Here is a 12,603-nt window from a genome sequence, read left to right on the forward strand (position 1 = left end):
AGCATATAGTAAATTAAAAAGGCTCTGGAAATGAATCCAGAGCCTTTTTAATTTACTTCAATAAAACTTATGCGCCTACTGATTTGCGGATAATGTTTAATGCGGAACCCGCTTTAAACCACTCAATCTGCTGGCTGTTGTAGGTATGGTTCACAGGGAATTCTTCGCTGGTACCGTCACTGTGATGCAGCACGATCGTCAGCGGTTGTCCTTCTGCAAAAGTTTCCAGACCTGTGATATCAATCGTATCGTCTTCCTGAATTTTATCGTAATCAGCTGTGCTGGAAAACGTTAATGCCAGCATACCTTGTTTTTTCAGGTTGGTTTCGTGAATACGGGCAAATGATTTGGTCAGAATCGCGCGTACGCCCAGGAAACGTGGTTCCATCGCTGCGTGCTCGCGGGATGAACCTTCACCATAATTTTCGTCACCTACCACAATGGTACCGATTCCATGCGCCTTGTAATCGCGCTGTACCGCAGGCACTTCACTGTATTGGTTCGTCAGCTGATTTTTTACGGTGTTGGTTTTTTCGTTATAAAAATTCACCGCGCCAATCAGCATATTGTTCGAAATGTTGTCCAGGTGACCTCGGTATTTCAGCCAGGGACCCGCCATCGAAATGTGGTCAGTCGTACACTTACCTTTCGCTTTAATCAGCAGTTTCAAACCTTTCAAATCTGTCCCTTCCCATTCCGGGAAAGGCGCAAGCAGCTGCAAACGATCAGATGTAGGGCTTACCAAAACCTGCACCTGCGAAGGATCCTCCGCCGGAGCCTGATAGCCAGCATCTTCTACTGCAAAACCTCTTGTGGGCAATTCAAGACCAGTCGGCTCGTCTAGTAGCACTTCGACACCGTCGGTATTGACCAACTTATCCACCCGCGGATCGAAAGTAAGCCGTCCGGCGATGGCCATCGCGGTCACGATTTCCGGAGATGCTACAAATGAATGCGTGTTCGGGTTACCGTCGGCACGTTTGGAGAAGTTACGGTTGAAAGAGGTGATAATGGAGTTCTTCTCCCCTTTTTCAGCACCGTGGCGTGCCCACTGTCCGATACAAGGTCCGCATGCATTGGCAAGTACTACGCCGCCGATCTGTGCGAATGTATCGAGGAAACCGTCACGCTCTACCGTATATCGAACCTGCTCGGAACCAGGCGTAATCGTATATTCTGAACTCACTTTCAGCTTTTTATCAACTGCCTGTTTCGCCAGAGAAGCCGCGCGGCTCACATCTTCATAAGAAGAGTTGGTGCAGGAACCGATCAAGCCGACAGAAAGCACTTCCGGCCAGCCATTTTCTTTCACCGCCGTGGCGAATTTGGAAAGCGGCCACGCCAAATCCGGCGTAAATGGTCCGTTGATATGTGGCTCTAATGTGGAAAGATCCAGTTCGATCAGCTGATCATAATATGTAGCCGGGTCATTATATACCTCATTATCAGAACGAAGATATTCTTTTACTGCATCAGCCGCGTCGGCAATTTCCGCTCTTTCAGTCGCTCTCAAATACGCAGCGCTTCTCTGATCGTAAGCGAAAATCGAAGTAGTTGCCCCGATTTCAGCACCCATGTTACAGATGGTTGCTTTTCCGGTTGCTGAAATGCTTTCCGCACCTTCACCGAAATATTCTACAATGTATCCGGTACCGCCCTTTACAGTCAACTGCCCTGCAACCCAAAGGATTACATCTTTTGCTGCCGTCCAGCCGCTTAGTTTCCCAGTCAGTTTTACACCGATCAAACGTGGCATTTTCAACTCCCACGCCAATCCTGACATCACATCAGAAGCATCCGCGCCGCCGACACCGATTGCGATCATTCCCAAACCACCTGCATTAGGTGTGTGAGAATCCGTACCGATCATCATGCCACCCGGAAATGCATAATTTTCAAGCACTACCTGGTGAATGATCCCCGCGCCTGCACGCCAAAAACCCAATCCATATTTATTGGAAACGGAAGAAAGAAAATCGTACACCTCCTTATTTTTATCGACGGCTGTTTTCAAATCTTCCACCGCGCCTACTTCCGCCTGGATCAGGTGGTCGCAATGTACGGTTGATGGAACCGCTACCTGGGGACGGCCTGCCTGCATAAACTGCAAAAGCGCCATCTGGGCAGTTGCATCCTGCATGGCAACACGGTCCGGCGCGAAATCCACGTACGATTTTCCTCGCTCGTAAACCTGGGTCGGGGTACCTTCCCATAAGTGAGAATACAGAATTTTCTCTGCCAAGGTCAAAGGCCGCCCTTCAATTCTACGAGCAGCTTCTACTCTTTCCTGCATTCGGGCATAAACGCCCTTAATCATATCTAAGTCAAAAGCCATAGTAATTAAATTAATGCTTACAAATGCACTCGCGTCAACAACTGTACCAGCAGCAGTTATCTGCTCAATTGCTTCACCGGAGGTGCGAACTTGGTCAGGTCTATACCCACTACAGCCGCTTTGTATTCGTCAATGTTTGGGATGCGCCCAAGTATAGCAGACAAAACCACCACCGGCGTGGATGCCAGCAGCGACTCTCCCTTTTTGCGCTCCGAATCTTCCACCACCCTGCCCTGAAAAAGGCGGGTTGAAGTGGCCAGTACCGTATCACCTTTCGCTGCTTTTTCCTGGTTACCCATGCAGAGGTTACAGCCCGGACGTTCAAGGTACATCATATTTTCGTACTCAGTGCGTGCGGCTACTTTCGGTGCATTGTCATCAAATTCGAAGCCGGAATAACGTTGCAACACGTCCCAGTCACCTTCACTTTTGAGTTCTTCTACAATATTATAAGTAGGTGCTGCCACCACGAGCGGGGCGTGAAATTCCACCTTACCCTGCTGCTCCTCAATGTTTTTCAACATTTGAGAGACAATTTTTAAATCTCCCTTATGCACCATGCAGGAACCCACAAAACCAAGATCCACCTTTTTATCATCGCCATAAAAAGAAATCGGGCGGATGGTATCGTGGGTATATCTTTTGGAAACGTCTTTGTTGTTCACATCCGGATCCGCGATCATTGGTTCCACGATCACATCCAGGTCTACCACCACTTCTGCATAATACTTGGCATTTGCATCCGGTGTCAATGCTGGTTTCTCGCCGGATTTGATTTCTGTAATCCTCTTATCGGCTTTATTAATCAAACCTTGTAGCACCTGCTTGTGGTTGTCCATACCCTTATCGATCATGATCTGGATCCGGCGTTTTGCAGTTTCCAATGATTCGATCAGCGTATCATCCTCGGAAATACAAATGGACGCTTTCGCCTTCATTTCAGCAGTCCAGTCGGTAAATGTAAATGCCTGGTCGGCTGGTAAGGTGCCCAGGTGTACCTCGATAATGCGGCCCTGGAAAACGTTTTCACCGCCAAATTTTTGGAGCATCTGCGCCTGGGTAGCATGCACCACATCGCGGAAATCCATGTGGCCTTTCATATCACCTTTGAATGTAACTTTCACAGACTCTGGGATCGGCATGGAAGCTTCTCCGGTAGCCAGCGCGAGCGCAACTGTTCCCGAGTCAGCGCCGAATGCTACACCTTTTGACATTCTGGTATGCGAGTCGCCGCCGATAATGATTGCCCACTCGTCAACAGTAATATCATTCAAAACTTTATGGATCACATCTGTCATTGAGTGATATTCTCCTTTCGGGTCACGCGCGGTGATCAGACCAAAATCATTCATGAACTTCATCAGTTTCGGAATGTTGGCCTGCGCTTTTTTATCCCAAACCGAAGCTGTGTGACAACCCGACTGGTATGCACCGTCAACAATCGGCGAAATCACGGTAGCCGCCATTGATTCCAGCTCCTGCGAGGTCATCAAACCGGTGGTATCCTGCGAACCGACAATGTTCACTTCTACGCGTACATCGGAACCGGCGTGTAAAACCTTACCCGGCGTGGTACCCACCGCATTTCTGTTAAATATTTTTTCAACGGCCGTAAGTCCCTGGCCTTCATTGGAAATTTCTTTGGAAGGCGCAAAAACAGGCGTAGGTTCGATGCCAAGGATCTTCGCGGCGATCGTTTGTATCTTTTTACCAAAAACAATCGCGTAAGATCCGCCAGCACGGATGAATTCCTTTTTCTGCGGCGTGAGCGCTTTCGAAATGTCGATGAGCTCCTGCTCGCCTTTGTATAGTTTTTTGGTTTGTGTATTAATGGTCAGAACAGTGCCCGTTGCCACCGAATATACTTCTTCGAGAATCGGATCACCATTTTCGTTGCGGACAACATTGCCGTTTTCATCCACTTTTTTAACCCAGTTTTTCAGGTCTATTCCAATTCCGCCAGTGACGTCGACGGTTGTAAGGAAAATCGGGGAGATACCATTTGTACCGCCGACAATCGGGGCAATGTTTACAAAAGGAACATATGGGCTAGCTTGTTTTCCAGTCCAAAGCGCCACATTGTTCACACCCGACATCCGCGACGAGCCTACGCCCATCGTGCCTTTTTCGGCGATCAGCATGACGCTTTTGTCAGGATGTTCCGCCTGCAAAGCTTTGATCTGCTGCTGCGCCTGCGGCGTGATCATACATTGACCGTGCAACTCGCGGTCGGAACGTGAATGTGCCTGGTTGCCAGGGGAAAGTAAATCGGTTGAAATGTCGCCTTCGCCGGCTATAAATGTAACTATCTTGATTTCTTCGGGAACCTCCGGCAGTTTGGTGAAAAACTCGGCCTTCGCATAACTTTCAAGCAGGTCGATGGCCACCGGGTTATTGTTTTTAAATGCTTCTTTCAACCGGTCGGTGTCGGCGTCGTAGAGATAAACCTGCGTTTTAAGTACTTCGGCAGCTTGTTTTGCAATGTCGATGTTTTCACCCAACGCAAGGTCAAGCAAAACGCCAATGGACGGGCCGCCTTTCATGTGCGACAAAAGCTCAAATGCAAATGCAGGCGATATTTCCGGCAGGACAGATTCTCCAAGAATGATTTCTTTTAAAAACCTGGCTTTCGCACCGGCAGCACTGGTCGTGCCTGGTAATGTGTTGTAGATAAAAAATTTGAGGGAGTCTTCCCGGTATTCGTTTTCGGGATCTTTAATCTGAGCAATAATTTCTCCCAGCAATTCCGCACCGTCAATAGGTTTTGGGTGAAGACCCAGAGTTTTTCTTTCCTCAATCTCCTTGATGTAATCCTTATAAATGTTCATGATAGAAATTTTTCGACGCCTCTTTTTACTTTTTCAATCTGTGAAATAAAACACGCGAACTTACAAATTTACCCAATATACGAGGGGTTTCAGCGCCAATTTCACAACTATTTAGCATCATTATATATACAGCTACATTTAAATAACCCGACCATTATTTTTTTTGTTCTTACCGATCGGATATTTCACTTATTAATTAAAACCCTTACCCTGAAACCAACCGGCGCGCTGGTCCAAAACCCTTTCCTTTTTTTCTGCGCTTTGATTTTTTGTTTGATTGTGCCCTATATTTGGACATTCATAGTGGTACCAGATCCCTTAATCTTAAAGTTATGTCAAAAAACCTGGTGATCGTTGAGTCACCGGCGAAGGCCAAAACCATTGAAAATTATCTCGGTCAGGATTTCACGGTAAAGTCAAGTTTCGGCCACGTCCGCGACCTTCCTGAGCATGATATGGGTGTGGATGTTGAACACGGTTTTCAGCCTTCTTACGAAATCTCCTCCGATAAAGTTAAAGTCATTTCAGAGCTTAAAAAGCTGGCAAAAGGCGCAGAAGTCTGGCTAGCGACGGATGATGACCGCGAAGGAGAAGCTATTTCCTGGCACTTGAAAGAGGCGCTCGGCCTACCGGATGACACCAAACGAATCGTTTTTCGGGAGATCACCAAGACGGCTTTGCAGAATGCGATCGCCAAACCGAGGGTGATCGACGCGGATCTGGTGGACGCCCAACAAGCCCGCCGGATCCTTGACAGACTGGTCGGTTACGAACTTTCACCGGTACTCTGGAAAAAGATCAGGATCGGAAAATCCAACCTCTCGGCAGGCCGCGTGCAGTCGGTGGCGGTACGGATTATTGTGGAAAGGGAGCGGGAAATTGATGCATTTAAAAGCAAAAGCAGCTTTAAGGTTACGGCACATTTTGATCTGGGAAATGGAAAAGTTCTGAATGCAGAGCTGGCCAAAAACTTTGCTACCGAAGGTGACGCGCAGAAATTTCTTGAGAAATGTATCGGCGCTGAATTTTCGATCAAAAACCTGGAAGTAAAACCTGCTAAAAAAACCCCTGCACCACCATTTACAACTTCTACATTACAACAAGAGGCTTCACGGAAACTGAGTTTTTCAGTGGCCCAAACCATGACCGTCGCCCAGCGTTTGTATGAGGCTGGTAAAATTTCCTACATGCGTACCGACTCGACAAATTTGTCGGAAGAAGCACTGGAAAAAGCCCGTCAGCAGATTACCGGCGAGTATGGTCAGGAATATTTTAATAGAAGGATTTTTAAAACCAAATCCGAATCCGCTCAGGAAGCTCACGAAGCCATCCGTCCGACGGATTTCTCCACATTATCGGCCAGCAGCGACAGGAATGAGCAGCGTTTGTACGAGCTGATCTGGAAACGCGCGATTGCTTCCCAAATGTCGGACGCGCAGCTGGAACGGACTACTGCCACTATCGGCATTTCGACTACCTCGGAAGAGCTTGTGGCTCAGGGGGAAGTGATCAAATTTGAGGGATTTCTGAAAGTTTATATGGAATCCTCAGATGATGAGGGTGACGAGGAACAAAAAGGCATGTTACCGCCCCTGAACATTGGTCAGCTGCTGAAACTGGCGGATATGAAAGCGACGGAGCGTTTCACCAGAAACCCGCCGAGATATACCGAAGCGAGTTTGGTGAAAAAGCTGGAAGAAATGGGCATCGGACGTCCGTCAACTTACGCTCCGACAATTTCGACCATTCTGAAAAGAGAATACATTATCAAGGAAGACCGCGAAGGTTTTGAGCGGGAGTTCAAGGAATTGACACTCGCTAATGATCAGATTAAGAGCAAAGTAAATAAAGAAATATACGGTTCTGAAAAATCGAAGTTGTTCCCCACCAGCACTGGTATGGTAGTGAATGATTTTCTTGTGAGCCATTTTAATGACATTGTCGACTATTCTTTTACGGCGAATGTCGAAAAAGACTTTGACCACATTGCGGACGGACAATTGCAGTGGCGGCAAATGATCAAGGATTTTTATACGCCATTTTCGAAAAAAGTGGTGGAAGCAACAGAAGAGGCCATCGACCGCAGTCTGACTTCCAGGGATTTGGGTGAAGATCCGGCTACGGGCAAGAAGGTTTCTGTACGGATCGGGAAATTCGGGCCTTATGTGCAGATCGGGGATGCGGAGGATGAAGAAAAACCGAAGTTTGCGAGTTTGCAAAAAGGACAATTGATGGAAAACATCACGCTGGACGAGGCTTTTGAACTTTTCAAATTGCCGCGGACGGTAGGTTCTTATGAGGACAAAGAACTGGTTGTGAACATTGGTCGCTTCGGGCCTTATGTGAAGCACGACGGAAAATACTACTCGCTGCTGAAAACCGATGATCCGATGTCTGTGAGTGAGGATCGTTTGAAGGAAATTATCATTCAAAAACGTTTGCAGGACAGCAGCCGGACCATCAAAGAATTTGATCAGGACCCTGATGCGAAAGTTTTAAATGGAAAATACGGGCCTTACATCGCTTTTGGCAAAAAGAATGTAAAGATTCCAAAAGGCACCGACCCGGCTGATTTAACTTATGAAGAAATTGTGAAACTCGCTGCTGAGACGCCGGACAAACCGGCTGGACGTGGCGGTTTCAAAAAGGCGGCTCCGAAGGCTGCTGCGGCTCCGGCTGAGAAAAAAGCGGAGAAGAAACCGGCAGCTGCGAAAAAGCCAGCGGCTAAAAAACCGGCGGCTAAGAAGGCTGTCAAAAAAGCTTAATGCCACGAATGCACCGCAGCGGTGCATTCGTGGCAAACCAAAAATCTGTACACACGTAAATATCAATACAATGAAAAAATTAGTAGTTCTTTCAGGAGCGGGGATTAGTGCGGAGAGTGGGATCAGCACATTTAGGGACAATGGTGGTTTGTGGGATAACTACCGGATTGAGGATGTAGCAACCCCGGAAGCGTGGTTGAGAAATCAGGAACTGGTGCTGGATTTTTACAATCAGCGCCGCAAGCAGGCCGAAAGTGTGAAACCCAATGCAGCACATTATGCACTGGCAGAATTGGAAAATCATTTCGACGTCACCATTATCACGCAGAATGTCGACAACCTGCACGAAGTAGCCGGTTCTTCGAAAGTAATCCATTTGCACGGCGAACTTTTCAAATCCCGCAGTACCAAAAATCCCGACCTGGTTTATGAGATGAAAACCTGGGAGCTGAAAACCGGCGACTTGTGCGAGGAAGGTAGCCAGCTAAGGCCGCACATTGTCTGGTTCGGCGAAGAGGTACCGATGATGGCCGTGGCCATGGACATTACCGAAGAAGCGGATATTTTCCTCGTAATCGGCACTTCGCTGGCTGTGTATCCAGCCGCTGGACTTGTAAATTACGTTGCGCCGGGCCGCCCTATTTTCATCGTAGACCCAGCACAACCCGAGATTTCCCTTAAAAAGAATATGACCTTCATCCAGGAAAAGGCCACTACCGGGATGGACAGTTTGATCAAAAAATATTTATTACCAGATAACTAATGCAATTACTAGACGGGAAAGCGATATCATCCCAAATCAAAGCGGAAATCAAAGAGGAGGTGGAACAATGGACTGCAAATGGCGGCAAGAAGCCGCATTTGGCTGCGATCCTCGTCGGTAGCGACGGCGCAAGCGAAACCTATGTGGCATCCAAAATCAGGAGCTGCGAGGAAATCGGCTTCACTTCTACCCTACTTCGTTTTGGGCCAGAGATTACTGAGGCTGAACTTCTTGACGCGGTTGAGTCATTGAACAATGATCCGGATGTGGATGGATTTATTGTTCAGCTTCCACTTCCCAAACATATTTCTGAAAATACCATTATGGAAGCCGTAAGCCCTGCAAAGGATGTGGACGGTTTTCATCCGGTGAATGTGGGTAAAATGTGCAAGGGGCTTCCTGCATATATTTCTGCCACGCCTTTCGGGATCCTTGAAATGCTGATCCGTGCAAAAATTGAGACCAGTGGGAAACATTGCGTCGTAATCGGTCGCAGCCAGATTGTAGGTTTGCCGATGAGCATTTTAATGCAGCGAAATTCTTATCCAGGCAACTGTACCGTCACCATCACGCATAGTAAGACACAAAACCTGAAAGAAATCTGCCATACTGCCGACATTTTGATCGTAGCACTGGGACGCCCGGAATTTGTGACGGCAGAATATGTGAAAGAAGGCGCTGTCGTGATCGACGTGGGAATTTCAAGAGTTGTTGACGAAACCAAGAAAAGCGGGTTTTCTATTAAAGGTGATGTTGATTTCAATGACGTAGCAGCGAAGACCAGCTACATTACGCCGGTTCCGGGCGGTGTCGGTTTGATGACAATTTGCGGCTTGCTGACAAACACATTTAAGGCTGCGAAAAAAGAAATTTATCAGTAGCCTTGCTGCCACTTTTCCAGAAAAACATTAAATAAAGCTCACGTTTGCCTTTTACTAACACATTTACTAATTAGTAAGTACTTTTACAAAAAGGCTTTGCTATGAGCATTGTAAGCAACAACATTAAATACTTGCGTCGCCTCAACGGATTGACGCAGGAACAATTTGCCCGGAAGATTGCGATTAAGCGCTCACTGCTAGGCGCTTACGAAGAAGCCCGGGCTAATCCCAACCTTACTAATCTCAAAAATATGGCAGCCGCCTTCGGGATCACGGTTGACAATTTGCTAAAAAACGATCTCCGGAAACTGCGCGAAACACCCGATATGTCGCTGCCGCTCTCGGCACCACGACCGATGACCGTTTCACATTCCGGTAATGTTCCCACGCCAACCCGCACGCCGACATTCGTAGAGCCGCAGCCGCTTTCCAAGATCATGGAAAATTACCAGCAGCAGGAGCCGCCAATCCGTACGGTTTCCAGGCAGGTCAATTTCAAGCCGGTCAACGGAGATTTGCCGCCGCAGCCGGCAGCCGCTCAGCCAGCATTTAATAATGTAGTGCACCAGCCTGCACCTCAGCAGGTTGTAAATCAGCCTGCGTCGCAGCAGCTACCAGTTTTCAACAATCAGTACCAGCCGAATCAGTTTAATGCGCAGGTCGAAAATCGCTCGGTAAACTATCCGACTATTCAGTGGGTGGCCAATCACCATCAGAATGAGTATCTGGCGAACTTTCAAAATCCTTCCTATCTCACCAACCTGCCTTCATTTCAGCTGCCAAATTTACCCTCAGGTTATTATCGGGCTTTTGAAAGCGGTGATGATTTTACTTACCCCAATGCCATTTTGGTCGGGACATTCGTACGAAATTGGTATGATATCAAGGACGGGATGCCTTATGTGTTTGTTCTGAGAGGTCAGGGTTTTGTTTGCAGGAATGCCTATAATCATGTCAAAACATCCGGCGTGCTGCTACTATCCTCTGACAATCAGGCACTCGACGATCTGGAAGTTCCTTTGCAGGAAGTATTGGAAGTTTGGGAAGTGAAAACATTTATCAGCTCGCAAATGCCTGTACCACAACCTTCTCTGGAAAGGGTAAGCCAGTTAATTGACGAACTGCAACTAGAATTGAGCCAGCTTCGGCCTCAGTAAAATTTCAGACTTTGTTTTCCAGCGTTTCAAAAAGTGCCTCGATTTTCGGGAGATCTCTGCTTTTTGAAGTCGTTTCCAGAATCGCTACGCCGAGCTGGTACCAAAGTCCGTCGCCGGCGGTGATGAATTTGCCTTTTCTGGAAGGTTTTGCTTCGAAAGCATTGTCGGACACAAACTCGGCTTTGTAAACCGTGTCCATGATCTTCTGCAACTGGCTCCATTCCAGCTTTCTCGCAATGCCTTTGTCTTTGGTGATCGTAAAGGATTTTTGCGCAAATGACGCCTTTAAATCGAGGGTAACTTTGCGGTTTTCAGCGATTTCAACAAAAGTCAATTCGAAAGGTTTTTCTCTTCCACCCGTTTCGAAAATTGCCTGCATAAATTCCTGCAAAAAGTACGACCACCGCTCTTTATCAACCGGATACGTGTTGACACGCTGGCCTTCTTCCTCCATTTCAATTTCTATGAAATCTTCAAACTCGCTGTCCTGCTTCTTACGCACAAGTTTTGACGAACCCAAAATCTGACGAAATTCTTCGATCCAAACGGCAGGAACCGCTCCCGACCACTGATAATCATCATCATTTGTAAAACCTTCATCGAACAATTCATCTTCCGAAACTTCATCTCGGTCCAGATAAGTGATCTTGAAATCGACTTCAATATCCTTTTCAGAGGTAATGTCCATTTTCAAGGTATAAAAATGGGAATACGGCGCCGGAACGACAGAAGCTGTCTGAAAAAGAATGGTATACTGACCTGGAATATGAAGATTTTTGTCCATTTATGATTCTAATAGTTGCTGAAACGTCGCTCGTTTATCCACCTTGTTGCTGGGTGTCCTGGCAAACTTCGTCACAAAGTAAATATGTTTCGGAGTTTCATAAGCCGAAACCAGCCCTCTTATTTCTTTTAAAATGCGATTTGCAATGTCCTCGTCGGTTATACTTTCAATTACTAACACCAGTTTTTGCCCTAATTTCTCATCCGGCGCAGACCAGGAAAAAAATGATTTTGACAAATTCAAATCATCAAAAACCTCAGCCACAACGGCATCGATCTTATCCAGCACAATTTTCACACCGCCTGAATTGATAATATTATCCGCCCTGCCAATCCATTTAAATGTATTTCCTGAAATTTCGACAAGGTCATTTGTCTGGACAATTTCATTATTGGTAACCGGCCCTAAGACGAAAAGACAGCCGCGATCATCGGTACCAAACCGGATTTCTGGCAAGAATTCATAGTTTTCAGAAGGCTCGGCACCATTAAGTTGCCGCAATGCTACGTGGGAAACGGTTTCCGTCATACCATAACTCTGGTAAATCGGGACAGGCAATTTCGAAATGACTTTTTGCAAAGAGACATCTACCGGCGCGCCTCCTAAAAGTATTTTTCCCAGACTGTTATCCCGATTTTTTGTCTCAACATTCGCCAGAATTTCGGTCAGTTGCAAAGGTACCAGTGCGGCAAAATCAAACTGCATTTCAGGCTCAATGTCAGCCAGCGGATTTGACGACGGTTCAATAATCGTCAACTCCCAATCCAGCTCCATACCCCTGACCAGCATCATCAGGCCGGCGATGTACGACACATTCAAACAAACTAATGCCCGTGTACCTTTTCCAAGTTGCAAAGCCTTTCCGGTCATCCGCGCGCTGGCAGACATTTGAACCCTTGTCAAATTAATCGGCTTCGGCGTGCCCGTGGAGCCGGACGTGTGCAGCGTAAATTCCTGCTGACCGCCGAGCCAGGCTTTCATAAAATCCCAGGCACCGGCAAAGTAGGGCTCGCCAGGTCTTTTTGCGTCATTCAGGTCTGAAATGCTGGTTGTCCAGATCATTTATCAATTCGTTCACCAATTAAAATTT

At 47.1% G+C, this 12,603-nt stretch carries 8 protein-coding genes; 4 read left to right on the forward strand and 4 right to left on the reverse strand.

The genetic code is table 11. The annotated features are described in order from the left end of the window. Positions 1 to 67: 67 nt before the first annotated feature. The gene (locus FEN17_RS05775) at positions 68 to 2,335 is read right to left on the reverse strand and encodes an aconitate hydratase (protein WP_138364327.1); all 2,268 of its coding nucleotides are present in this window, start codon (positions 2,333 to 2,335) and stop codon (positions 68 to 70) included. A 56-nt stretch (positions 2,336 to 2,391) separates the two neighbouring features. Continuing rightward, complete coding sequence (locus FEN17_RS05780) at positions 2,392 to 5,163, reverse strand: bifunctional aconitate hydratase 2/2-methylisocitrate dehydratase (RefSeq protein WP_138364328.1); 2,772 nt, start codon at positions 5,161 to 5,163, stop codon at positions 2,392 to 2,394. Between the two features lie 332 nt (positions 5,164 to 5,495). Between FEN17_RS05780 and topA the strand changes: the two genes are divergently transcribed. From topA to FEN17_RS05800, 4 genes are all read left to right on the forward strand, one after another. Beyond that, on the forward strand, positions 5,496 to 7,928 hold the full coding sequence (gene topA / locus FEN17_RS05785; RefSeq protein WP_138364329.1) for a type I DNA topoisomerase: 2,433 nt from the start codon (positions 5,496 to 5,498) through the stop codon (positions 7,926 to 7,928). A 70-nt stretch (positions 7,929 to 7,998) separates the two neighbouring features. Further along, on the forward strand, positions 7,999 to 8,691 hold the full coding sequence (locus tag FEN17_RS05790; protein ID WP_138364330.1) for an SIR2 family NAD-dependent protein deacylase: 693 nt from the start codon (positions 7,999 to 8,001) through the stop codon (positions 8,689 to 8,691). Further along, a complete protein-coding gene (locus FEN17_RS05795) occupies positions 8,691 to 9,572 on the forward strand; it encodes a bifunctional 5,10-methylenetetrahydrofolate dehydrogenase/5,10-methenyltetrahydrofolate cyclohydrolase (protein ID WP_138364331.1) in 882 nt (293 codons plus the stop codon). Before FEN17_RS05790 ends, FEN17_RS05795 begins: the two co-directional genes overlap by 1 nt. A gap of 101 nt (positions 9,573 to 9,673) precedes the next feature. Then, positions 9,674 to 10,729 carry a helix-turn-helix domain-containing protein gene (locus FEN17_RS05800; RefSeq protein WP_138364332.1) on the forward strand — a complete coding sequence of 352 codons (1,056 nt, stop codon included), beginning with the start codon at positions 9,674 to 9,676 and terminating at the stop codon, positions 10,727 to 10,729. 4 nt (positions 10,730 to 10,733) lie between these two features. Here the strand turns inward: FEN17_RS05800 and FEN17_RS05805 are convergent, their stop codons facing one another. Then, positions 10,734 to 11,513 (reverse strand): hypothetical protein, encoded by a 780-nt coding sequence (locus FEN17_RS05805; RefSeq protein ID WP_138364333.1) that lies wholly within the window; start codon positions 11,511 to 11,513, stop codon positions 10,734 to 10,736. After that, entirely contained in the window at positions 11,514 to 12,575 is a 1,062-nt protein-coding gene (locus tag FEN17_RS05810; RefSeq protein ID WP_138364334.1) for an AMP-binding protein, read from the reverse strand. Positions 12,576 to 12,603: the final 28 nt, after the last annotated feature.

It is taken from the genome of Dyadobacter luticola (assembly GCF_005860805.1).
GTDB lineage: Bacteria > Bacteroidota > Bacteroidia > Cytophagales > Spirosomataceae > Dyadobacter > Dyadobacter luticola.

Excerpts from the sequence above, each read along its gene's own strand:
- FEN17_RS05795 (WP_138364331.1), top strand. The coding sequence starts at position 8,691 with ATGCAATTACTAGACGGGAAAGCGATATCATCCCAAATCAAAGCGGAA.
- FEN17_RS05790 (WP_138364330.1), top strand. The coding sequence starts at position 7,999 with ATGAAAAAATTAGTAGTTCTTTCAGGAGCGGGGATTAGTGCGGAGAGT.
- FEN17_RS05780 (WP_138364328.1), bottom strand. The coding sequence starts at position 5,163 with ATGAACATTTATAAGGATTACATCAAGGAGATTGAGGAAAGAAAAACT.
- FEN17_RS05805 (WP_138364333.1), bottom strand. The coding sequence starts at position 11,513 with ATGGACAAAAATCTTCATATTCCAGGTCAGTATACCATTCTTTTTCAG.
- FEN17_RS05800 (WP_138364332.1), top strand. The coding sequence starts at position 9,674 with ATGAGCATTGTAAGCAACAACATTAAATACTTGCGTCGCCTCAACGGA.
- FEN17_RS05775 (WP_138364327.1), bottom strand. The coding sequence starts at position 2,335 with ATGGCTTTTGACTTAGATATGATTAAGGGCGTTTATGCCCGAATGCAG.
- FEN17_RS05810 (WP_138364334.1), bottom strand. The coding sequence starts at position 12,575 with ATGATCTGGACAACCAGCATTTCAGACCTGAATGACGCAAAAAGACCT.
- topA (WP_138364329.1), top strand. The coding sequence starts at position 5,496 with ATGTCAAAAAACCTGGTGATCGTTGAGTCACCGGCGAAGGCCAAAACC.